Here is a 23,813-nt window from a genome sequence, read left to right as displayed (position 1 = left end):
GCCGCAACGGCCGCTAACGCCCATGATTGGTACGAAGACAAGATTGATCCACAGACGAAATTCAGGTGTTGCGGTGGTTCTGATTGCCGCGCCATACCTCGGTCTTCGGTGCGGTCCAGGATAGACGGTGGTTACACTTATTTGCCGCATAATTTCACCATCCCACGGGACCGTGTACAGGAATCCCCGGACGGCCAATACCATATCTGTGAGAATACCTACGTCGTAACCAATCAGCTGTATTGGCGTTGCTTTTTCGCGCCTCGTGTCGATGTCTCTCTACTTCTCGCACGTTAAGGTAAATACGGCGCGTCGCGGCCGGAATCCTCGTAGTGACCCTTGGTGAGCGGCTGCTCCGGCTGGTACTCCTAAGACAAGGTGTCAGCCTGGGCAGGACCGACACGGCGCGCATCAGATTGATGTTGCGGTCGATGACCCTTCGAATGTTTCTGCAAGCTGACCTTCTTGGGGTTGTATTTCAGGGCGTAGGAGACCTGATTGCCGACCTCACGGCCGATCCTCGCCTGGCGAGATCTTCGGCAGATTGCGGTATTCAAACGCCGGGCGTCTGGCTGCAGGACGCCCGGCGATCGTTTTACCCTACCGCTTGCGCAAATCCGCTTGGGCCAGATCAAGCGCCTTGGCGATGCGGCCGCAAGCCATGTCGATTGTCTCGCGCGTCCAGATCAGCGGCGGCGACAGGATCATCGTGTCGCCGGTGGCGCGCAGCATCATGCCTTGGGCAATTGCGTGATCGCGGACAAGCACGGCCGCACTCCCGGCCGGCAGGAAGCGCTCCTTGGTCGCCTTGTCCCTAACAATCTCGATCGCCCCCATCAGCCCGATCGAGCGCACCTCGCCGACCAGATCGTGACCGCCGATGTGCTCCTGCAGCGCCTTGGCGAAATAGGGTCCGGTGTCGTTCTTGACCCGATCGACCAAACCTTCCCGCTCCATGATCTCGAGGTTCTTCAGCGCCACGGCGCAGGCCACGGGGTGGCCGGCATAAGTATAGCCGTGATTGAACTCGCCGCCCTTCTCGACAAGCGTCGCGGCGATGCGGTCACCAACCAGCAGTGCCGACAGCGGCTGATAACCGGAGGTCAGCGCTTTGGCGGTGGTGATGGTATCGGGCTCGATGTCGAAGGTCTGAGCTGCGAACCACTCGCCGGTGCGGCCATAGCCGGTGATGACCTCGTCCAACATCAGGAGGACATCGTATTTGCGGCAGATGCGCTGCACTTCCGGCCAATAGCTCATCGGCGGTATCTTCACGCCGCCTGCCCCCATCACCGGCTCGCCGATGAAGGCGGCGACCTTGTCGGCACCGGCTTCGAGTATGGCGTCCTCGACGGCCTTGGCCGCGCGCAGGCCGAAATCATGGTCGCTTTCACCGGGCAGAGCCAGCTCGTAGGCATACGGCATCATCACATGGACGATGTTGGGAACCGCGCCGTTGAGCTGCTTGTGCATCGGCTCCATGCCGCCCAGCGAAGCGCCGGCGATGGTCGAGCCGTGATAGGCGGTCTTGCGCGAGATGATGCGGTTCTTCTCCGGCTTGCCTTCCAATGCCCAATAGTGGCGGACAAGGCGCAGCGCCGTGTCATTGGCCTCCGAACCGGACGAGCCGTAGATGACCTGGTTGACGTGCTTCGGCGCCAGTTCCGCCAGCTTCTTGGCCAGCAGCACTGGCGTCGGTGTCGAGCATTTGAAGAAGGAATTGTAGTAGGGCAATTCCTTCATCTGGGCGTAAGCCGCGTCGGCCAGTTCGTCGCGGCCGTAACCGATGTTGACGCACCACAGCCCGGCCATGCCGTCGAGGATTTCCGTGCCTTCGGAATCGTAGATGAACGGACCGTTGGCGTGAGTGATGATGCGTGAGCCGGCCTCGCGCATCTCCTTGTGATCGGTGAACGGATGAAGGTGATGCGCAGCATCGATCTGCTGAAGCTGCTTCAGCGAATAATTCTGATAAGTCATGTCTGATCTTTCCTCTTGAACCAATCCGGCGTTTTGCAGCCGGGGCGGATTCGTCAGAGGATGGCGGGCGGCGAATAGCCGATGCGGGCGCAAAGCCGCAAAAGCTCGGCGCGAAGCGTGCGCGGCGACGGCGTCACCGCCGCCCCGAATGCGCGACATGTCTTCATCCGAGCCATGCAGCACCTTATGCCGCCTGATGCGATCAGTTCAAGCCGTTCCGTTCAAGCGATGCTGGTCAGCGCACGTTGCAGGAAAACATACTTCATTGCGGCCTGTGCCGCTTGCGGCCGGCGATCACCGCGCCCGCCATGGCCGCCCTCGGTCTCCTCGAAGAACAGCGTCTTCGCATGGCCGGCAGCCTGCAGCCGCCCGGCCATCTTGCGCGCGTGGCCGGGGTGGACGCGGTCGTCGGCGGTCGACGTCGTCAGCAGCACCGGCGGATAGACCGCGTCGGTCTTCACATGCTGATAGGGTGAGTAAGCCGCCAGCCACGCGGCGTCTTCCGGCTTAGCCGGATCGCCATACTCGGCCATCCAGGATGCGCCAGGCGGCAGCTCGGTGTAGCGCAGCATGTCGAGCAGCGGCACGTCGATGATCACCGCACCGAAAAGCTCGGGATGCTGGGTCAGCGAAACGCCGGTCAGCAGGCCGCCATTCGAGCCGCCTTGGATGCCGAGCGTCGCCGGCGTGGCGATGCCGCGTTTCACGATGTCTTGCGCGACCGCGGCGAAGTCGTCGAAGGCCTTCTGGCGATTGGCCTTGAGCGCGGCCTGATGCCAGTTCGGGCCGAACTCGCCGCCGCCGCGGATATTGGCCTGAACATAGGCATTGCCCTTCTCCAGCCACAGCCTGCCGCGCACGCCGGCATAGCCGGGCAGCAGCGGCACTTCAAAGCCGCCATAGCCATAAAGCAATGTCGGCACCGGACCGTCCTGGTCGCGTTGCCTGACGACGAAGTAAGGGATCATGGTGCCGTCTTTCGAGCGGGCCTCGAACTGTTCCGACACAAGGGACGAAGCATCGAAACGCGCCGGCTGCGATTTCACTGTTGTCAGCGTCGCAGCATCGTCGTCCGACCAGATGATCGAGCTCGGCGTCAGGAAATCGGTGAAGGAGAAGGAGACGCTGGAGCCGAAATGTTCGGCATGGGCGATGCCGACATTGCCATTCTCCGGCAGCGCGACAGGCTTCATCGACCAGCGGCCGTCATCGCGCTCGCAGACGACGACCTTGCCGCGCACATTATCCATCAGGTTGATGAACAACCGGTCCTGCGTGCGGGCAATGCCCGCGATCGAAACCCGATGCGCGGGCTCGAGCACGGTATCGATGGGTCCCAACGCATCGGTTTCGATCCAGCGCGCGAAATCCAGCGAATAGAGGCCGTCAGGCTGGCACAGCGTGCCATCCGGCGCCGTCCACGGGCTGCGCACCCCGAAGACGAACTGATCCCGGAACAGCGCCGTGTCGGTGACGTCGTCCGGCAGCGGGAAGCGCCTGTTCTCGCCGAAAGGCAGACGCAGAAAACTGTGCGAGGCAAAGAAGTCGAGCGTCCGGGTCAGGAACAGATGCCGCTTGTCGCCGTCGAACTCGAGGGAACCGCCGGCGGCGAGATCCTGCTTCTGCGCCTCGAAGATCGGCGTCGCATCCTCCAGCCTGGTGCCGCGCTGCCAAAGCTTGACCACGCGTGGATAACCGGACTGGGTTTTTTCGTCCTCCTCGAAGGCAGCCGAGACGATGACGGTGTCCTTGTCCAGCCAGGTGAAGCCCGACTTCGAGGCGGGCGCGCGAAAGCCGCCCTCGACAAAGGACTTGGTGTCGATGTCGAATTCACGCATCTCACTGGCGTCGCCACCATCCGGCGACAGGCTGAGCAGGCAGCGGCTGAAGTCGGGGTAAAGCCGGCTGGCGCCGCTGAACACCCATTTCACGCCCTCTTTGGCGGACAGATTATCGAAGTCGATGATCGTCTCCCAATCCGGCTTCTCGGTCTTGTAGGAAGCGACCGTCGTGCGCCGCCAGAGGCCGAGCACATTGGTCTTGTCCTGCCAGAAATTGTAGACATGGCCGCTGAGTGCAGACCCGACCGCAATGTTGTCTTCGGCCGTCATCAGGTCGAGCGCGGTCTGGAACGCGTCCTGGTAGGACGGATCGCCCTGCAATTCACCTGTTGTAACCGCGTTCTGACGGTGGACCCAGTCGAGTGCTTCCTTGCCTGTCCTGTCCTCCAGCCAGAGAAAGGGATCCTCGGTCTCGCCAACTGGACCCTGCTGCTTCTGTGCGATCGACTTTGTCATGTGGTCTCCGAAAAATTCGTCAAGTTCGGTGCCACAAACATCGGCGTGGCGCTATCGAGATTCAATTCAAACACGTAAAATGAACGGCCTCCGTATAGCTAGGCCTTCTGCGTGGGGTGAAGGAAACTTCATGCAACGTCTCTACATTGCGAATGAGAAGTTTGATCCGGTCAACGGCACAGGGTGGAAGGAGTACATTCAGTGGTCGGGCCTTACCCAGTTGACCGAGGTTGTCACGCTCGACGGGATGCTCTGCGCATTCGCACTACCAGAGACGAAGGACAGCCACTGGCCCCACATTGTTAACGAAGACAACATGCTCAACTTCTTTGTGGACCTGGACTTCCTTCTTTCGGAGTTGGCCGATACGAGCAATCTCAACGTCCTTGGCGTGATCCGAAGGCCATCAACGGACGTGCGCCACCTTGATTGGAATGGATTCACGTTCCTCGGCTATGACTTGCTGGACCAGGACGTTTCAACAAGCGCACTAACCAATTGCGGCGGCTTTCCGGAAGCATTCGCGAACTCGGAACTCTCCAGCGTCGGACTGATCCCAGACTTTAATCGCGCTGTTGAAATTCAAGGAACGCTGCGAAGCAAATACTATCCACCTGAACACCACGCCGATTGTGACCTCTGGGCTATTTTCAGACAGCAAGGCAATTAAGGCTACTCCGATACGTAGCTCACACGATCCGCCGCCGCATGACGGTTGTAACCGCCAGCGCCAGGCAAATCGCGCCGAGCGTGATCGGCAGGCCGCCTGCACCGAGAATATCCATGGCGGCGCCCGCCAGCGGCGGTACAGCGATGCCGCCAACGCCCCACATCAGCGAGAAGGCGGCGTTGCCGGCGACCAGCTCCGAGCCGGTGAAGCGCTCGCCGAGCTCGATGATCGACATCGTATAGATGCCGTAGGAAACCGCGCCCCAGATAAAGACGCACGGCCAGATCAGCGGCGTCTCGATGAGAACCGGCAACAGCACGCATCCGAGCACGGTCAGCGACACGCAGATAAACCGCACCAGACGCGCCATCAGTCGTTCCGCCAGCAGGCCGAGCGGCACCTGCATGGCGATGTTGCCGGCGATCATCACCGACAGCAGCGCCGACATGCGGGCTTCGGCGATGCCGTAATAGGTCCCGTAGACCGGCAGCAGCGCCAGCACCGCCTGCTCAAAGCCGGCGGCGACGACGACCGCCGACAACAGCAGCCATGCCATCGGCATGAACCCCATCACCGAAACCCGGTGCCCGGCCTCATCGACCTTCGGCAGCCGTTGCAGCACCAGCGCCAGGCAGGCGCCGCAAAAAACGAATGCGGCGATGCCGACGAGAAACGGCGGCCATCCTTCGGTGCCGACGGCAAGCAGGCACAGCGGGCCGGCCGCGAAACCTGCCGAAATGACTGTGGAATAGATCCCCATCACGCGACCGCGGCGCGCCGGCGGCGCCAGTGCGATCACCCAGATCTCGCTCAGCACGTAGAGCGGATTGGTTACCACGCCGATCAGAAAGCGCAGCGGAAACCACAGATAGACATTCTGCGTCCAGCCGATCAGCGCCAGCATGATCGCGGAAAGTGCAGCGCAGGTGAGCGCCGTGCGCCCTGCCCCGAACCGGCGCGCCAGCGCTGGGATGAGCGGCGACGAGACGATGAAGCCGACCGGCGTCATCGCCGCAGACAGCCCGATCATCGCCGGCGAAATGCCTTGTCGCTGCAGGATGAAGCTCAGCAGCGGATAGGAGAGCCCTTGCGCGATGGCGAACACCGAGACAGTCGCGATTACCCCGGTGAGCGCCGCCCACTGCATTCTCGTTTCGTTGCCGCTGGTGCCGGTCGCGACCATTCTGCCATCCCTGCATTGGAGATCCGCTCGGCGAGTCACCCAGCTACCGGTCCGGCTCCGCGAAAGAAAGGGCCGGCCATCAAAAACCATTTGCGCCAACGGATCGCCGGCTCAACGGTTCCGGCGTCCGGACGACCGGTAGAGCGCGAACGCGATCAGCAGCGCATCGAGGCCAGCGATCACCGCCGGCAGGCCGAGCGGACCGATCCCCTGCATCAGCGCGCCGGCGCCGGGCGGGCCGACAATACCGCCAGCGCCCCACATCAGCGCGAAGGCTGCATTGCCGGCGACGAGTGCGGTTCCCTTGAACCGGCTGCCTAGCTCGACCAGCGCCATTGTATAGACGCCGTAGCCGACCGCGCCCATCACCACCAGCACGGGCCAGACCAGCGGCGTCGTGATCAGGAGCGGCAGCGAGAGCGCGCAAGCGGCCGTCGCCAGCGCGCAAAAGACGATCATCGCCCGGCCGCCGAAGCGCTCGGCCATCAGCCCAAGCGGAATCTGCAGCAGGATATTGCCGGCCGACAGCGCCGTCACCAGCGCCGCCAGCGTCGCTTCCGGCAAGCCGTAGCCGGTGCCGAAAACTGGCATCAGCGCATAGGTGCTCTGCTGGACCGCGGCCGCGACCAGGACCGCCAGCAGCAGCGCCGGCGCCAGCTTGGCGAAGCCTACGATGCCGCCCGAGACCTGGCCGTCATCCTCGAAACCGGTCAATTTGGACGAGACGGCGCGCAGGATCAGCGCACAGAGCGCAAAGCCTGATATCGCCGCGACGAAGGGAGGCCATCCCGATGTGCCGACCGTGATCAGGATCAGCGGCCCCGCCGCGTAGCCGGCGCCCAGCAGCGTATTGAACACCCCCATCACCCGGCCGCGGCGCGTCGGCGGCGCCAGCGACAGCGCCCACACCTCACCAAGCACATAGAGCGGATTGATGACCACGCCGACGAGAAAGCGGATGATGAACCACGCCACCCAATCCTGCAGATAGCCGATCGTCAGGAAGCAGAGCGCGCCGGCCAGCGAACAGCCGACGGCGAGGTTGCGCGCGCCGACCAGGCGGACGGCCGCCGGCACGAACGCAGCCGACAGGATGAGGCCAACCGGCATCATCGCCGCGGAAAGACCGATCAGCGCCGGAGACATGCCTTGCCGCTGCATCAACAGCGTAAACAGCGGATAGCTAAGCCCCTGCGCGGCGCCGAACATGGCCAAAGCGGCAGTGACGCCGGCAAGCGCTGCCCACTGCGTTGCCGCCTCGCCATCGCTCGAACCGGTCGCGACCATCCGCCATCCCTGTGAATCGCCCACCCTCGGGGGGTCGGCAAGCTACCCGGCTAGCGGTTCGGTTTGGGAAAAGGAAGGGCCGCCCGGGCAAATCTGCTGCGCCACGTCATCCGCTCCGTGCGTGTGCCCAACGATCGGTCAGCTGCCCTTCCGACATGTCGCTTCCCTCGTCCTAGTGGTCGCCGCCTCCGCAATGGCGGGACAGCCGGCGGTCCATTATGCCGCCGCACTGTCGCAGCGTACGAGGCTTGTCATGACCGCCGCCCTTCATCCCGCCGAACCGGCATTGGCAAACGATCGCGCCCGTCGCGGCGGCCGCGCGGGCAAACGTGCCGGCGCAGCGGCGGCGTTCGAGCAGCCGCCTTTCCGTCAGCTGAAAATCCCGCTGACGCCGACGAAGCTGGTCTCGGACGACGAGTTGGAATCGATCCACCTCGCCTCGTTGCGCGTGCTGCGGGAAATCGGCGTCGACGTGCTGCACGACGAAGCAAGGCGCATCATGAAGGCACATGGCGCGGATGTCCGCGAAGGCAGCGAGCGAGTGCGCTTCGACAGCGACATGATCCTCGAACTGGTTTCGCATTGTCCGTCGGAGTTCACCATCCACGCCCGCAATCCGGCGCACAATGTCCGCTTCGGCGGCGACAATCTGATCATCTCGATGATGGCGTCGGCGCCCAATTGTTCCGACGTCGACCGCGGCCGCCGGCCAGGCAACCAGCAGGACTATCGCAACTTCCTCAAGCTCGCGCAGATGCACAACATCCTGAACTGCACAGGCGGTTATCCGGTCGAGCCGATCGACATCCATCCGTCCGTCCGGCACCTCGAATGCATCCGCGATCTGAGCGTGCTCACCGACAAGGTGTTCCACATCTATTCGCTCGGCAAGGAGCGCAATGTCGACGGCATCGAGATCACCAGGATCGCGCGCGGCATCAGCCACGAGCAACTGCTCGAAGAGCCGTCGGTGTTCACCATCATCAACACCAATTCGCCGCTCAAGCTCGATGTGCCGATGATGGAAGGCATTATCCAGATGTCGAGCAAGGGCCAGGTCGTCATCGTGACGCCGTTCACCCTGTCGGGCGCCATGGCGCCGGTGACGATAGCCGGCGCGCTGGTGCAGCAGAATGCCGAAGCGCTGTCCGGCATTGCATTCGCCCAGATGGTGCGCAAAGGCGCGCCCGTCGGCTATGGCGGCTTCACCTCGAATGTCGACATGAAGTCCGGCGCGCCGGCCTTCGGCACGCCGGAATACATGAAGGCGCAATTGGTCGGCGGCCAGCTCGCCCGCCGCTACAACATCCCCTACCGCACCTCCAACACCTGCGCCGCCAACACGGTCGACGCGCAGGCCGCCTATGAAAGCGTGTTCTCGCTATGGGGCGCCATTCAGGGCGGCGGCAATCTGATGATGCATGCGGCCGGCTGGCTGGAAGGCGGCCTGCGCTGCTCCTACGAGAAGACCATTCTGGACATCGATCTGCTGCAGATGATGGCGGAATTCCTGACCCCGCTCGACCTCTCCGAGGAGGCTCTCGGCTTCGATGCCATCCAGTCCGTCGGTCCGGGCGGCCATTTCTTCGGCACCCAGCACACCCAGGACCGCTACAAGACCGCCTTCTATTCGCCTATCATCTCCGACTGGCGCAATTTCGAGACCTGGGCGGAAGCCGGATCGCCGACGGCTATCGAAAAAGCCAATCGGGTCTGGAAGGAGCGGCTGGCGACCTATGAAGAGCCCTACATGGACCCGGCTATCCGCGAGGAGCTCAACGCCTTCGTCGAGAAACGCCGGTCCGAAGGCGGCGCGCCGACCGATTTTTGATGATTGTGTCGTTGATGAACTGATCATTCGTATGGATTTGATGAACGGTCGACCCCCACTCCGTCGAGCTACGCTCGACACCTCTCCCCCGATCGACGGGGGAGAGGAAGGGCGCGAAGCGATTCCGGCTGGCACCCTTCCTCTCCCTCCGGAGGGGGGAGAGGTGGCGCCGCGAAGCGGCGACGGAGTGGGGGAAGCCGTTCATGAAACGCGCAGTCGCCGCAAAACAGGGACAACGAAGCGAGCGCGTAGCCTTCGGCAAGCGGGCAATCAGGCGGAAGCACTGCTTTGGCTTGAACTAAAGGCGCGCAAGCTTGGCGGCTACCGCTTTACGCGTCAGTTCTCCATCGGCCCCTTTTTTGCAGACTTTGCTTGCCGCGAAAAATGGCTTGTCGTTGAAGTCGATGGACACCAACATGCCGGCAGTTCATATGACCGCCGCCGTGACGATTTCATGCGCGCCCAAGGCTATTCGATCCTGCGTGTTTGGAACCATGACGTCCTGAAACATCGTACTCCCGTCTGTGAAACCATCCTTGCCGCGCTTGATGGCAGGCTGGCCGAAGACATCGCTGTATCCGACCTCCGCTTTGTTTTCACGCCCCGCTCACTCGATTCAATCTCTTCAAAAACGGAACTCTCTTCATGAAATCTCATGCAAAAGCGGTTGTCATCGGCGGCGGCGTCGTCGGCTGCTCCGTGCTCTACCATCTGGCCAAGGCCGGCTGGACCGACATCATGCTGATCGAGCGTTCGGAGCTCACCTCCGGCTCGTCCTGGCACGCGGCGGGCGGCTTCCATACGCTCAATGGCGATCCCAACGTCGCCAAGCTGCAAGCCTATACGGTGCAGCTCTACAGGGAGATCGAGGAGCTTTCCGGCCAGTCCTGCTCGCTGCACCTGACCGGCGGCGTGATGATGGCCGACACGCCCGAGCGCATGGACTTTTTGCGCCTTGCCCACGCCAAAGGCCGCTATCTCGGCATGGACACCGAGCTGATCACACCGTCGGAGGCCAAGGCGATGTTCCCGCTGATGGACGAGACGAATTTCGTCGGCGCCATGTGGGATCCGGTCGAAGGCCATCTCGATCCTTCCGGAACCACCCACGCCTATGCCAAGGCGGCCAGGAAGCTCGGCGCTGAGATCGTGCTGCGCAACCGGGTCGTCGAGCTGACGCAGGAAGTCGACGGCACCTGGAACGTCGTCACCGAGCAAGGCACGGTCAAGGCCGAGCATGTCGTCAATTGCGGCGGCCTGTGGGCGCGCGAGATCGGCCGCATGGTCGGTATCGAGCTGCCGCTGCTGGCCATGGAGCATATGTACCTTTTGACCGAGCCGATGCCGGAGGTCGAGGAATTCAACAAGTCGACCGGCCGCGAGATGATCGGCGTGATGGACTTCAAGGGCGAGATCTACACCCGCCAGGAACGCAACGGCATCCTGCTCGGCACCTATGAAAAGGCCTGCAAGCCGTGGTCTCCAGTCAACACGCCATGGGATTTCGGCCACGAGCTGCTGCAGCCCGACATCGACCGCATCGCGCCGTCGCTCGAAATCGGCTTCAAGCATTTCCCCGGCATCGAGAAGGCCGGCATCAAGCAGATCATCAATGGCCCCTTCACCTTCGCGCTGGACGGCAACCCGCTGGTCGGCCCGGTGCAGGGCCTGACCAACTTCTGGTGCGCCTGCGCCGTCATGGCCGGTTTCTCGCAGGGCGGCGGCGTCGGGCTGGCGCTGTCGAACTGGATGGTCAATGGCGACCCCGGCTTCGACGTCTGGGGCATGGACGTCGCTCGCTTCGGCGAATGGGCGAGCCTGCGCTACACCAATGCCAAGGTGCGCGAAAACTATTCGCGCCGCTTTTCCATACGCTTTCCCAACGAGGAATTGCCGGCTGCTCGCCCGGCTCAGACGACGCCGCTCTACGACACGATGCTGGCCAACAACGCCGTCATGGGCGATTCGTGGGGCCTCGAAACGCCACTCTGGTTCGCGCCGAAAGGCACGGAGCCGAAGGATATCGTTTCGTTCCACCGTTCCAACGATTTCGGGCCGATCGGCGAGGAAGTGCGTGCGACCCGCGAAAGGGTCGGCGTCACCGAGATCGCCAACTTCGCCAAATACGAAGTGTCCGGGCCGGGATCGGAAGATTTCCTCAACCGGCTGATGACCAACCGCATGCCGAAGATCGGCCGCATCGTGCTGACCCCGATGCTGAACGAGTTCGGCAGGCTGATCGGCGACTTCACCATCGCCAAGGCTGGTGACGAGCGCTTCATGATCTGGAGTTCGTCGGCGGCGCAGAAATATCATATGCGCTGGTTCGAGAAGCACCTGCCGAGGGATGGTAGCGTCCGCATCCACCGCTTCGACCAGACGCTTGTCGGCCTCTCGATCGCCGGGCCGAGATCGCGCGATCTGCTGCAGAAGCTTGTTGACGTGGATGTCTCGACCAAGGCTTTCCGCTTCATGGATTTCCGCGAGATGGCGGTCGGCGGCGCGCCCTGCATGGTCAATCGCATCACCTATTCCGGCGATCTCGGCTACGAGATCTGGATGGCGCCGGCCTACCAGCGCCTGGTCTACAAGGCGATCAAGGATGCCGGCGAAGAGTTTGGTCTTGTCGATTTCGGCATGCGCGCCTTGCTCTCGATGCGCCTGGAAAAGAATTTTCCGACCTGGTTCCGCGAGCTGCGCCCGATCTACGGGCCGTTCGAAGGGGCAATGGATCGCTTCATCAAGCTCGAGAAGAACGACTTCATCGGGCGCGAAGCGGCGGCCAAGGAACAGGCAGAAGGGCCGAAACTGCGCCGCGTCTCATTCATCGTCGATGCCGCGGACGCCGATGTCATGGGCGACGAGCCGATCTGGGCCAAGGTCGGCGGCAAGGATTTTGGCACGGTGGAAAAGCCGCATGGCTATGGCGCGCCACGCTTCGACACATCAGGCAAGGAAGTGCGCGGCTCCAGGGCCGCGGAAGGCGCCTCGGCCGTGCGCGGCATCGTCGATGGCGACTGGCGCGTGGTCGGCTGGATCACTTCCGGCGGCTATGCGCATTACGTGCAAAAGTCGATGGCGCAGGGCTATGTGCCGGCCGCCTTGGCCGAGAACGAGAGCGCCGGACTGTTCGAGATTGAAATCCTCGGACACCGGCGGCCGGCCCGCATCAATGTCGAGCCGCCTTTCGATCCGAGTGGCGAGAAGATGCGGGCATAGGCGGTCAGGGTTGCTGCCCAAGGCCGCCGCCCATCCCAAGGCTGCTACAACATTGTGCGGGGCACGGTCTCATGCTAGCGCAGCCGGTGCAACTGGCACGGGCGATGAGAACTCCTTGAAGTATTCGATGAAATGGGCCGAATGGCTTGCCGAGGGCAGGATCGGCCCTTTCCCCGCGGCGATCGTGTTGGTCGCGCTTTATTGCTGCACACAGGTCGTCGTGCTGTCGCTGGCGAGCCTGTGGGCGGGAACCGGGGTCGGTGTCGATGACTCCGAACAGCTGATGTATATGCGGTTTTTGTGGGCCGGCTATGGCGGCTCGCAGCCGCCGCTTTACTCCTGGCTCGGCTGGTTGACGTCGTCGGTTTTCGGAACCAACATCTTCGCGCTTAAACTACTGAAGTATTCCCTGATTTTCGTGGCCTTGACGTCGGTCTTCGTCGCGGTGCGCAAACTCGGCTATTCCCAACGCACCGCAGTTGCCTCCATTCTAGGTCTGTTACTGTTTCCTCAGCTGGTCTGGGAAATGCAGCACACCTTATCGCATACCGTTGCCGCCTTTTGTTTTTCGGGGCTGCTGCTGCTTGCGCTCGTCGAGCTTCTGCAGCGCAAGTCGCTGCTGACCTATGCCTTGTTCGGCCTGGCGATCGGTGCGGCTGTGCTGGCGAAATACAATCTTTTCATCCTGATTGCCGCGATGCTGGCGGCGACCTTATCGCTGCGCGAGACCCGCCAGGTCATCCTGCGTCCGCAAATCATGATCAGCATGGCCGTGGCGCTGCTGGTCTGCCTGCCGACATTGTATTGGACCGCCACGCATCCGAGCGAATTGCTGGCGCGCAGCTACAAGTTCGGCATCAATGAAGGCGACGGTGCTTTCCTCGTCGCGTTGAAAGGCATCATCGGCTTTGGCGATGCCGTAATGAATTTTGCCATCTTGCCGGTCGTGATTTTCGCAGTGGCGATGCTGGCGGGACGGGTCAGTCCATCGACGCTCCGCCTACGGCTTCCAGATTCGGAAAAACTATTGTGGCGCATTCTCGGCTTCGGGCTCTGCATCACCATTGTCCTGGTGATCGCCAGCGGCGCCACCACGTTCAAGGCGCGCTGGTTGTTGCCGGTCCTGCTTTTTTTGCCTGCCGCCTTCGCCGCCCGCATGGACTCCCTCGGCGACAAAGACAGGACGGCGCAAAACCTCACCATCACCGTTGCAGCCACACTGGCCATACTGATCTTGCCGGCGACATGGGCCTATCAGGTCTATGGCGGAAAGGGCCAGGGACGCGTCGTCCGTCTAGACTACCCGACGCTGTATCATGATCTGACCGCAGATGGCGCAGTCAAGACGGTCATGTCGGACTGGCACTGGGTGGGCAATCTCAGGCTCATCGACCCAGACCTTGTCGTCCTCGGAGAAGAGGTGCCGGGTTTCGCCGCGTTGCTGCAGGAACCCACCGTTCTGATCTGGCTCGACAGGCCCAGCCCGGAACCGGAAATCCTGGACCGCATCAACCAGGCGGGTTTCGTCCTGGACAGTGAACGCCGCAGCCTCAGGGTTCCCGAATTTTTGGGTTCGAGCGAAGGCAGGCTTGTGACCGTCGTCAAGTTGAAAAAGCGAAATGCCAATGCTCCTGCGGCCGATTGAGATCGGGAGGATAGGAAAGTGAGCGAGCCAGGCGTCGAGCGACGGTTCGGTCGCCACCGCAAGATCATGCCGTTCGAGCCGGACGAAGCGGGCTCTATCGACGCGTTGCGCCTGAAGTCGCGGCAGAAGGCCGCTGAACTCAACCAGCATGTGCTTGGCTACGGCGCACTGGCGGAAGCCGAGTGGCAATCTGCCGGTATTGCTGCTCCCGACCTGCCCACCATGCGCCAATACCGGCTCGACCGCATCCGCGCCGAGCTGAAGCGCCGCGACTATGCGGGAGCCCTGCTCTACGATCCGATCAACATCCGCTATGCGACCGACTCGACCAACATGCAGCTCTGGGTCGCGCACAATCCGACAAGGCATTGTTTCGTTGCCACCGAAGGCCCGGTGGTGCTGTTCGACTATTTCTCCTGCGAGCACCTTTCCGATCATTCCGGCGTCGTCGACGAGGTGCGGCCGGCTGTGTCGTGGATGTATCTCTATAGCGGCGAGCTGACCGAGCAAAAGACCCGCCGCTGGGCGGCCGGCATCGCCGATCTGGTGAGGGAACATGGCGGCGGTATCAGCCGCATCGCCGTCGATCACATCAATCCTGAGGGCGTCGAGGAACTCGCCCGCCTCGGCATCTCCATCGGCAATGGCGAAGCGCTAATGGAAAATGCACGTCTGATCAAATCGCCCGACGAAATCCTGGCCATGCGCCGGTCGATCGTCGCTTGCGAGGCGGCGATGGGCGAGATGGAGGCAGCGTTGCGACCGGGCATTTCCGAAAACGAATTATGGGCCGAACTCCACCGCGGCAACATTGCGCGAGGCGGCGAATGGGTCGAAACTCGGCTGTTGACGTCCGGCCCGCGCACCAATCCCTGGTTCCAGGAATGCTCGTCGCGGACGATCGAGGCCGGCGATCTCGTCGCTTTCGATACCGATCTGATCGGCCCCTACGGCTTCTGCGCCGACCTGTCGCGCACCTGGCTCTGCGGCGAAACCGAGCCGTCCACCGAGCAAGGCGACCTGTTTCGCACCGCCGCCGACCAGATCGCCCACAACATTGGCCTGATGCAGCCGGGCACTTCGTTCCGCGACCTAGTCGAGCGATCGGCGGTGCCGCCTGGTGATTGCTTCCCGACGCGCTACGGCGTGCTCTATCACGGCGTCGGCCTGGCCGACGAATACCCGACGCTGCCGCATGCGATCGACTGGACCGACGACACGCCCGACGGCGTGCTTGTGTCAGGCATGGTGCTTTGCGTCGAGAGCTACATCGGCCGGCTCGGCGGACGCGAAGGCGTCAAGATCGAGGACCAGATCCTGATCACCGAAACCGGCAACGAGCAGCTTTCAAGCTACCCGCTCGATGAGCGACTGCTCGGCGGCTGAAGGGCGGAAAGCTCAGTAGCCGCAGTCGATTTTGCGCCTGGCCTTGTCGAAAACGCGGTCGAACCGCGCTCGATTGGAGTTCCGATCCTTGGCCGGAAAGGCTTGCAGGAGCGTAGCCTTGTCGGCGCCCATGCCGGCCAACGTGTTGATCGCCAAGTCGCCATAGCTGGCATGCAGCGGGATGATCCCCGCCCGGATACGCTCCAGCAATGGCTCGATGGCGGGAGCGCCTCGCTCGCCGAGGCGGCAGAGGCCTTGCACTCCTGCCAGATAGGAATGCTGCCAGAAATTGCCCTTGTCGAGCGGCTGCAGCGCCGCGTCGTCGATCAGATAGAGCATCGTCGGGATGGCGTCGGCGCCGAACACGGAAAGCCTGGTCAAAGCCTGAAAAGCGGCGACGCGCCGGGGCGTATCCTTTGCCAGCCTTTCGAGGTCGGCACGATGCTCCGGGATCACTTGATCGGGCAGGGACTGGATAGCTATGGCCAGGCGCCCAGCTTGCGGTGCTTCGATGTTGCCGAATTTGCTTACCTTGATATCGATTTCGAAAAGCCGCGCGAAAAGCGCGTCGGCAAGCCGCGCCATGCTCTCGGGCGCCACGTCCTTCGCATATTTCGCTGCTGCGAAGACGCTGTCTGGAACGCCCAGCCGGCGGTCGTTCAGGGCTGCTATGGCGAGGTCGACATCGGGCTGCGACGCAGTCTGCCTACCGCGCAGCCTGTCAAAGAAATCATTGGCAAGCGAGTTGGTGACGGCGTCGATGGGGCCCGGCTGACTGAGCTTTGCGGCAAGGACCGCGGCCGCATCGTTCGAGTCGTCGACTGCTGGCAGCGTAAGCTCCATGCCGAGCGTGCCGGTTACGAATGCGCTCCAATCGGGCCGGTCGGCGAACTGGACGATGTGGGTAAGGTCGAGCGTTCTCGGGAAGCCGATGCGAATATCGAACTGATAGCCGGTCACATAGCTTGGCAAAAGCAGCGGCAGCAGCCGGTAGGAAGCAACGCCGGTCCATCGGTAGACCTCGGAGAAGGTTGCTCCGTCCTTGTTGTGCACAGAGATGCGGTAGACCGCGATTGTATCGGCGGTCGGATTGAGCCCTGCCTGGTAATCGTTCACCCCACGCTTGATCTGCCCGGCGCTGACCACCGTGTCAGCTTCGGCAAGTGGCGCCTCGGATTCGATCAGGCAATTGCCCTTGGCGATCTCAAGCCGCATGCGCTCCGAAGCCTTGGGTGCGTTCCGCGCCGTGGGACTCTTTTCGAGATCAAGGAGGCGGACATCGGCAAGCTCGACTGGCGGACATGACGCCCGGCGCTCCATGTGGAAGGTCCGGGCGATGGAGGAAAAGTCCGGCTCCGGCATCTCCGCGGGATAGCTCATTACCATGATACGCCGGGCGCTGCGTGTCAGCAGCGCACGCATGCAGAAATCGTCACAGCGGGTCTGGGTCTTTGTCCAGAAGGCTGTCCGATCGGAGCGAACCGCCAGCGTCTCGGCCCGGAACGGCCGCACGATCCGGTCGTTGTCGCCCGATACCAGCGCCATCGTGGTCCGGTCCATTGACCTGTTGATCAGGAAAGGCGGCACCGCAAGCAGTGCCACCGCGATCAGCGGGCTCGTCAACCAGTTTAATCGGCCCGGGACCCCGAAGCTGATTGCCCATGTCAACAGCAGGAACAGGAACACCGGCGGGATCAGCGCCATCAGCAGGGCGAGCGGGATGCCGACGATGCTGATCGCCGCGACGATGGCTATCTGCGGCAAGAGCAGACATGGCAGTGCCGCCAGCCCCAGGACCAGCAGCACGGTCCGAAATGTCCATCTCTGAATGGTTGCCACCGCCATGGTGCTGTCCCCGCGAAGTCACGCGCAGGTTGCGCGCACATGGTGACGGTCGCGTAAAGATCAGCCCAGGCCCGGATCTATTGCCAATCAGAGTTAGCGAACGGTTGTGCCGACGGCTCCGAGAGAGATCAGCAGGTCGACGAGGATGTTCTTGACCGGCTCCGGTGTCGTTCTGGCGGTGATGAAGGGCAGGCCTTTTCGCCTTCCCGTCCAGCCAACGACCTTCACCGCTTGCGCCGCTGGCTCGAAGCGTTGCGCCAGCGCCCAGCTCTTGCAGTCGATGGCCGCGACATCGGCACGGCCCTCGGCGATGGCGACGATCGAGGCACGGTGGCCGCCGCTTTCGCTGCGCGCCGTAAAGATGTCCAGGCTTTCGCCCATTGCTTCCAGGTCGCGCGTTAGCCCGATGAAGCCGGACATCGAATCGAGGCTGTTGAAGGTAAAGTGCTTGCCACGCAGAATATCGAGCGGGATGAGAGGGCTGCCTTCGGACGGTGAACCAACCGTTGGCGCTTCACCTGCCCGCATCACGAGCGCGCTCGAATAGAGTTCGCCCTGCCCGCCCTCGAAGGCATCGTAATTCGGCTGGCCGATCACCTGGACATGCGTCGACAGGCCGAGTTCCATCGGCCCCCAGCAGGTCTGCGCGAACAGCAGCGCCGGATGCAGCCAGAGGCCGTGAAAATCCAGTTCGTCCGGCGGCAGCGTCGCCGGATCGGGCGCGATAACCTTTCCGGCGGCGTCGCGGATGCCGCCTTCTACAGGCCGCAGATCGGCATTGACGCGAGCGATGGTCTGCGGCGCGCCGATGCCTTTTTGCCGGAAGGCATCACGCAGCCGTGCCCATTGGGCATCGACCTCGCTCCGCATTTCGGGCCAGTCATACATCGGCAAGGCGGCAACGAAATCGCTCATGCCGGGACTTTGATCGTTACGCTGAGAAACTGACGAGACCATTGACGCGCACCTGGCTATCGCCGCGGCGATGCCGCAAAATTCATTCTTTCGGCGGCTCGGCCGGCACCGGCGCGCTGCCAAGGCCATTGAGGCTGCGCGCCCTGACGCGCGGCTTGAACGCCCGGCCTGGTTCCGGCGCGCGCCGCAGCACGGGGTGAACGATCGGCTCCTTAGCCCTGAACGCATAAGCCTTGAGCAGCGCGAAATAGTTCGGATAGGCATAGCCATTGTTCATCCGCAGCCACTCGTCACGGCGGTCGGCAAACAGCTTCGGCAACCGGTACCAGGCCACCGTCGGGCTCTTGTGATGGACGAAATGCAGATTGTTGTTGAGGAACAGGAAGGACAGCGGCGAACGCTCGACGATCACCGTGCGGCCTTCCGGATGCTCCGACCACTGGTGCTCGGCGAAAGTGCGGATCGAAATCAGCGACTGGCCGAGCCACACCGGCACCAGGATGTAGAGCCACAACGGGATGCCGAAGCCGAACTGCACGATGGGCAGCACGATGACCAAGCCAATCGCGTGCAGCAGCCACGCCTTGCGGATCGCAGTGTCGCCGGCAAGCATCTGCTTGGCATCGTCGATGAAGAAGCCGATGCAGGAGAGCCACGGGCCAAGCACGAAGCGGCCGACCATCGTGTTGTTGATCTTCAGCAGGAATTTCATTGCCGGCGGCAACTCGTCATGGTGCCACAGCGCCTTGTAGTAGCTTTCGGGGTCGTCCAGCGGATCGGTCAGCCGTTCGTCGGCATGGTGGCGCAGGTGAATGGTCTTGAACCGGCGGAACGGCCAGACGAGGCCGATCGGCAGGAAGACGAAAACTTCGTTGAGCTGTGCATTGCGGGTCGGATGGCCGTGCAGGACTTCGTGAGCCAACGAGGATTGCAGTGCGGCGACCAACGCCAGAACGGCGAGCGCCAACAGCGGGTACGATGGCCAGATGAGCGAGCCGGCGACGAGCCAGGTGCCGTAACAGAAAAACGCCAGAGACACGGTCGGCCATTCGATGGCCGGTGCATTGCGTCGTCTGTTATTCGTGCTCGTCATGGATCGACCACTGCCCTTCCAGTCGCCGGAATCATTTTTGATTCCTGACAGGATTGTGTCAGGAGCGTTGAATCGCTGCAACGCGACAAAGCGCACAAGATGTTGCGATTGCGCATTTTCAGCCGCATATGTTATATTTTGTAAACAAGTTGGAGGATTCATTTACGCCTAAGGTGCCACTTCGGTGGCTTCGGCGGATTTTTTTCCTCCCAATGGCCGGAATGACGATATGGACAAACGCGACCTGTCGACGATCTTTCGGGAGCGCCTGAAAATGCTCTTGACACGGTCCGACTTGAACCAGTCCGCCTTCGCGACGGCGGTAGGCATCGACCGTTCGGCGCTTTCGCAGTTGCTGTCCGGCGCCTCGACACGCCTTCCTCGCGCCGAAACGCTGCTCAACATCGCCGCCGAATTCAAGGTATCGCTCGACTGGCTGCTCGGCCTCAGCCAGGACGAAGGCGTCACCGGTGAAATCCGCGAGAGCCTGGAGATCGAAGAAGCGCCCGATGGCTTTGACCGCACGCTGCTGGCAAGGTGGCATGCCGAGGCCGCAGGCACGAAAATCCGTTACGTGCCGGCCGGCATTCCCGACCTTCTGCGCACCGAGGCGCTGGTCGACTACGAAGCGGGCATCGCCAACAAGAGCCGCGAGGCCCAGGCCGGTGAGACGCAGTACCGCATCGACTACAACCGGCGGCCGGAAACCGACATGGAAGTCTGCATGCCGCGCCACACGCTGGAGATTTTTGCGCGAGGCTTAGGCGTGTGGGACCGTTTCCCGGAGGCCGACCGCCACCAGCAGCTTCTCCACATGGCGACGCTGCTCGACGATCTCTATCCCACTTTCCGCCTGTTTCTCTATGATGGGCGGATGCGCTATTCGATCCCCTACACCATCTTCGGACCTTATCGCGCCGCCATCTATGTCGGCGACATGTATCTGGTGCTGAATGCGACCCAGCCGGTCCGCACGCTGACCAGCCATTTCGACAATCTGATCCGCGCTGCCGACATCAACGCGCATGAAGCAGCCAGCTTCACGCAAAGGCTGGCAGAGATGCGATTTTGACGGCCTGTTTCTCGCGTCGACATTGACGCCATATAAAGAGTTCTTTATATCCTTATCTCGACAAAGAGTTCCCCGGAAGGCGTATTTCCAATGACCAACCCGATTGACGCGCTGCTTGCCGAAAAGGGCGTTCTGCTCGCCGATGGCGCCACCGGCACCAATCTGTTCGCCATGGGGCTCGAGGCCGGCGAGGCTCCAGAGTTGCTGAACGAGACCGCGGCGGACACCATCACCAGCCTGCACCAGAACTTTGTCGATGCCGGCGCCGACATCATCCTCACCAACTCCTTCGGCGGCACCCGTCACCGGCTGAAGCTGCACCATGCGCAGGACCGCGTGCATGCGCTGAACAAGCGCGCCGCCGAGATCGCCCGCGCCGTCGCCGATACAGCCGGCCGCAAGGTCATCGTGGCGGGCTCGGTCGGCCCGACCGGCGAGTTGCTGGTGCCGCTCGGCGCCATGACCTATGACGAGGCAGTCGAGGCCTTTGCCGAACAGATCGAGGGCCTGAAGGCCGGCGGCGCCGAAGTCGCCTGGATCGAGACCATGTCGGCGCCGGACGAAATCCGCGCCGCCGCCGAAGCCGCCATCCGCGTCGGCCTGCCCTATACCTATACCGGCTCCTTCGACACCGCCGGCCGCACCATGATGGGGCTGTTGCCGAAGGACATCCATGGCGTCGCCGATGGACTGTCGCAGGCGCCGCTCGGTGTCGGCGCCAATTGCGGTGTCGGCGCCTCCGACATCCTCGCTTCGCTGCTCGACATGACCGAGGCGAAGCCGGAGGCGACGGTGATCGTCAAGGGCAATTGCGGCATTCCGGAATTCCGTGGCGCCGAAATCCACTATTCCGGCACGCCCGAACTGATGGCCGACTATGTCAGGCTCGCCGTCGATGCCGGCGCCAAGATCGTCGGCGGTTGCTGCGGCACCTCGTTCGCTCACCTAGCCGCCATGCGCAAGGCGCTCGACGCACACACCAAGTCGGATCGCCCGACCGTCGAGAAAATCGTCGAGCGCATCGGTCCGATGCGCAACAAACAGGCCACGGTCAACACAGCCGAGACCAGCGAAGCCCGCCGCGAGCGCCGGCGCAGCCGCGCCTGACGCTTTCGGCTACCCGGCACTTTCGTCGAGGCGTCACGACCAATGTCGGAATTACAATGTTGAAAAAGGCCGGCAAGGTTTCCCCTGCCGGCCTGCCGCACCCGCCCGTGGGTCGGTTATCCCGTATCAGAATGATCCCATCTGAAGAAAACCGGCCATCATCGCCACTACCGATTGCCGCCCAGCGCCGAGGCAAGGCGCACAAGCGAGAGGAACTCGGAGCGGTACCCAAACGGGTCGGCTCCCCGGGCGGCAGTGGCAATCTCCACGATCTTGTCGTAGCCGAACTTCGCGGTCGCATCCTCGTCGCGCAGCTTCTGGCCGAACGCCGCGACGGCAACCGAGAACCGCTGGTCGGTGCTGGCCTGGTTGAAATCAGCCACTTCGTTGGCTGATGTCACCGGCGTGGTGATCAGCTTCGAGGCATCCTCGTTCGGCAGCTTGTAGCGGATCTTCACGAAGGCATATTCGTCGGCGTTGGCGACGCCGCCATTGTTCACCGACGCCTGGCCGTAGCGCAGCGGATCGATCTTCTCGCCGCCGTTGCCCTTCGGCGTGATCTCGTAAATCGCGGTGACCGAATGGCCGGACCCGATCTCGCCGGCATCGACGCGGTCGTTGTTGAAGTCCTCGCGGTTCAAGGCGCGCGTCTCATAGCCGATCAGCCGGTATTCCGAGACCTTGTTCGGGTTGAACTCGACTTGGATCTTCACCTCCTTGGCGATGGTGAACAGCGTCGAGGACGCATCCTCGACCAGCACCTTCTCGGCCTCCGCCAAAGTGTCGATATAGGCAGCGGTGCCATTGCCGTTCTGGGCAATGGTCTGCATCATTTGGTCGTTGAGATTGCCGCGGCCAAAACCGAACACCGACAGGAACACGCCGGTCTTGCGTTCCTGCTCGATCAGCCGCTTCAAATCGTCATCGTTGGTCTGGCCGACATTGAAGTCGCCGTCCGTGGCCAGCATCACTCGGTTGACCCCGTCCTTGACGAAGGATTTCTGCGCCAGCCGGTAAGCTTCCTTGATGCCCGCCTCGCCGGCCGTCGAGCCGCCGGGCGTCAATGTGTCGATGGCATTGAGGATCTTGTCCTTCTCCGAGACCTTGGTCGGCTCCAGGACAGTGCCGGCGTCACCCGCGTAAGTGACGATCGAGACTGTGTCGTCGGGCCTCAACTTGCTGACCAGAAGCCGGAAGGCCGACTGCAGGAGCGGCAGCTTGTCCTGCTCGTTCATCGAGCCCGACACGTCGATCAGGAACACCAGATTGGCCTTGGGCTGCTCGGCCGGCTTGGCGTCGAAACCCTTGATGGCGACATGCATCAGCCTGGTATGCTCGTTCCATGGCGTCGGCATGACGCTGACGGTCGAGTTGAACGGCGTCGAGGCAGTGTCCGGTCCTTTCCAGTCATAAGGGAAGTAGTTGATCATCTCCTCGACGCGGACCGTGTCGGCCTGCGGCACAACACTTTCCCTGAGCGAACGCCGCACGAAGGAATAGGAGGCCGTGTCGACATCGATCGAGAAGGTCGAGACCGGGTCTTCGCGCGCCGTACGCACCGGATTGGTCTTGAAATCCTCGACGCGGTCGCGGTTTTGCTCCGGCAGCAGCATCTGGTCGGCTGGTGCGGTCGAAGGCTGAGCCATCAACCTGGATTGGGCGACAGTACCGGGCACACGGCCAATCTGCGCGGCGCCATCGGCTGCAGGAGCCGTGGTACTTGAACCGCCAGCCAGCGCCTCGCGAGGCGAGGGCTCGGGCGCATTGCGAGCCAGCATATCCTGCTCCACCAGGCCACCCAGCGCATTCGATTGGGGCTTCGGCGGCGATGCCGGCGCAAGCGCCTCGGCCGCGGCGCGGCTTTCGGCGTCGACATCAGCTTTCTTCTGTTTGTCGGCCTCGGCCACGGTGAGCGGCCTCACCGTGGCCGGCGCTTTAGCCGCTGGTTTGTCGGCCAGCGTTTCGGTGATCTTCTCGTCCCCGCCGGAATGGAACGGCTGCTCCTGCAGCATATAGATGGTGGCGTATCCGGCGATCGGCAGGGCGACGAGCCCGGCAATGGCCGGCGTGGCGAAGAGTTTCTTTTGCATGATTTCGCTCCAGAGCTTTTGTGCTCGCTCTATGAGACGAAGCCCGTTCGCCGATCCTTGGGTGGCAGGTGAAGTTTTTTCGTCCAGGTCGTAGGCGCGCATGGCAGCCTCGAAGGCACGCGCCTTTGCGTCGGCACCCGGTGCCGGTGCTGCGATATCGCGCAGCCTCTTGAGTTCGTTGTCGTCGACCATG

The 23,813-nt window shown here is 62.5% G+C and carries 17 protein-coding genes; 8 read left to right on the top strand and 9 right to left on the bottom strand.

Translation table 11 applies throughout. From position 1 onward, the window contains the following. Positions 1 to 600: 600 nt before the first annotated feature. From EOB36_RS05350 to EOB36_RS05340, 3 genes are read right to left on the bottom strand one after another with little or no spacing between them, the layout of a single operon-like run. Positions 601 to 1,980 (bottom strand): aspartate aminotransferase family protein, encoded by a 1,380-nt coding sequence (locus EOB36_RS05350; RefSeq protein WP_128284456.1) that lies wholly within the window; start codon positions 1,978 to 1,980, stop codon positions 601 to 603. Positions 1,981 to 2,033: 53 nt separating this feature from the next. After that, positions 2,034 to 2,147 (bottom strand): capsid protein, encoded by a 114-nt coding sequence (locus tag EOB36_RS05345; protein ID WP_245467628.1) that lies wholly within the window; start codon positions 2,145 to 2,147, stop codon positions 2,034 to 2,036. A 54-nt stretch (positions 2,148 to 2,201) separates the two neighbouring features. Beyond that, complete coding sequence (locus EOB36_RS05340; RefSeq protein ID WP_128284454.1) at positions 2,202 to 4,277, bottom strand: prolyl oligopeptidase family protein; 2,076 nt, start codon at positions 4,275 to 4,277, stop codon at positions 2,202 to 2,204. A 130-nt stretch (positions 4,278 to 4,407) separates the two neighbouring features. Between EOB36_RS05340 and EOB36_RS05335 the strand changes: the two genes are divergently transcribed. Further along, positions 4,408 to 4,947, top strand: a complete 540-nt coding sequence (locus EOB36_RS05335; protein WP_128284453.1) for a hypothetical protein — start codon at positions 4,408 to 4,410, stop codon at positions 4,945 to 4,947. 19 nt (positions 4,948 to 4,966) lie between these two features. Here the strand turns inward: EOB36_RS05335 and EOB36_RS05330 are convergent, their stop codons facing one another. Continuing rightward, positions 4,967 to 6,130: an MFS transporter gene (locus tag EOB36_RS05330; protein ID WP_128284452.1), complete on the bottom strand. Its 1,164-nt coding sequence runs from the start codon at positions 6,128 to 6,130 to the stop codon at positions 4,967 to 4,969. A 111-nt stretch (positions 6,131 to 6,241) separates the two neighbouring features. Next, positions 6,242 to 7,417, bottom strand: coding sequence for an MFS transporter (locus EOB36_RS05325; protein WP_126106119.1), 1,176 nt, complete (start codon positions 7,415 to 7,417; stop codon positions 6,242 to 6,244). A gap of 253 nt (positions 7,418 to 7,670) precedes the next feature. On the opposite strand from EOB36_RS05325, the gene EOB36_RS05320 reads away from it, so the two are divergent. From EOB36_RS05320 to EOB36_RS05300, 5 genes are all read left to right on the top strand, one after another. Further along, entirely contained in the window at positions 7,671 to 9,248 is a 1,578-nt protein-coding gene (locus EOB36_RS05320; RefSeq protein ID WP_128242649.1) for a trimethylamine methyltransferase family protein, read from the top strand. Between the two features lie 187 nt (positions 9,249 to 9,435). Next, entirely contained in the window at positions 9,436 to 9,897 is a 462-nt protein-coding gene (locus tag EOB36_RS05315) for a DUF559 domain-containing protein (protein WP_245467626.1), read from the top strand. Next, positions 9,894 to 12,467 (top strand): FAD-dependent oxidoreductase, encoded by a 2,574-nt coding sequence (locus tag EOB36_RS05310; RefSeq protein WP_128284450.1) that lies wholly within the window; start codon positions 9,894 to 9,896, stop codon positions 12,465 to 12,467. Before EOB36_RS05315 ends, EOB36_RS05310 begins: the two co-directional genes overlap by 4 nt. 10 nt (positions 12,468 to 12,477) lie before the next feature. Beyond that, positions 12,478 to 14,112 (top strand): glycosyltransferase family 39 protein, encoded by a 1,635-nt coding sequence (locus EOB36_RS05305; protein WP_245467624.1) that lies wholly within the window; start codon positions 12,478 to 12,480, stop codon positions 14,110 to 14,112. A gap of 66 nt (positions 14,113 to 14,178) precedes the next feature. Then, a complete protein-coding gene (locus tag EOB36_RS05300; protein ID WP_128284461.1) occupies positions 14,179 to 15,498 on the top strand; it encodes a Xaa-Pro peptidase family protein in 1,320 nt (439 codons plus the stop codon). A gap of 12 nt (positions 15,499 to 15,510) precedes the next feature. Here the strand turns inward: EOB36_RS05300 and EOB36_RS05295 are convergent, their stop codons facing one another. The 3 genes from EOB36_RS05295 to EOB36_RS05285 form a co-directional block, all read right to left on the bottom strand. Next, positions 15,511 to 17,343, bottom strand: a complete 1,833-nt coding sequence (locus tag EOB36_RS05295; protein WP_128284449.1) for a hypothetical protein — start codon at positions 17,341 to 17,343, stop codon at positions 15,511 to 15,513. A 93-nt stretch (positions 17,344 to 17,436) separates the two neighbouring features. After that, on the bottom strand, positions 17,437 to 18,258 hold the full coding sequence (locus EOB36_RS05290; RefSeq protein ID WP_128284448.1) for a PhnD/SsuA/transferrin family substrate-binding protein: 822 nt from the start codon (positions 18,256 to 18,258) through the stop codon (positions 17,437 to 17,439). An 82-nt stretch (positions 18,259 to 18,340) separates the two neighbouring features. Further along, positions 18,341 to 19,351, bottom strand: a complete 1,011-nt coding sequence (locus EOB36_RS05285; RefSeq protein WP_164547179.1) for a fatty acid desaturase — start codon at positions 19,349 to 19,351, stop codon at positions 18,341 to 18,343. 229 nt (positions 19,352 to 19,580) lie between these two features. On the opposite strand from EOB36_RS05285, the gene EOB36_RS05280 reads away from it, so the two are divergent. Continuing rightward, entirely contained in the window at positions 19,581 to 20,423 is an 843-nt protein-coding gene (locus EOB36_RS05280) for a helix-turn-helix transcriptional regulator (RefSeq protein WP_029351899.1), read from the top strand. 90 nt (positions 20,424 to 20,513) lie between these two features. Then, positions 20,514 to 21,530: a betaine--homocysteine S-methyltransferase gene (gene bmt, locus EOB36_RS05275; protein ID WP_126106114.1), complete on the top strand. Its 1,017-nt coding sequence runs from the start codon at positions 20,514 to 20,516 to the stop codon at positions 21,528 to 21,530. A 167-nt stretch (positions 21,531 to 21,697) separates the two neighbouring features. Here bmt and EOB36_RS05270 read toward each other — a convergent pair whose 3' ends face one another. Next, positions 21,698 to 23,812 carry a VWA domain-containing protein gene (locus tag EOB36_RS05270; protein ID WP_128284447.1) on the bottom strand — a complete coding sequence of 705 codons (2,115 nt, stop codon included), beginning with the start codon at positions 23,810 to 23,812 and terminating at the stop codon, positions 21,698 to 21,700. Position 23,813 lies beyond the last annotated feature (1 nt).

Origin of the sequence: Mesorhizobium sp. M6A.T.Cr.TU.017.01.1.1 (assembly GCF_004023115.1) — a bacterium.
Lineage (GTDB): Bacteria > Pseudomonadota > Alphaproteobacteria > Rhizobiales > Rhizobiaceae > Mesorhizobium > Mesorhizobium mediterraneum.
The sequence above is the reverse complement of the archived record's forward strand: the minus strand, read 5'-3'. Positions and strand labels throughout refer to the sequence as shown.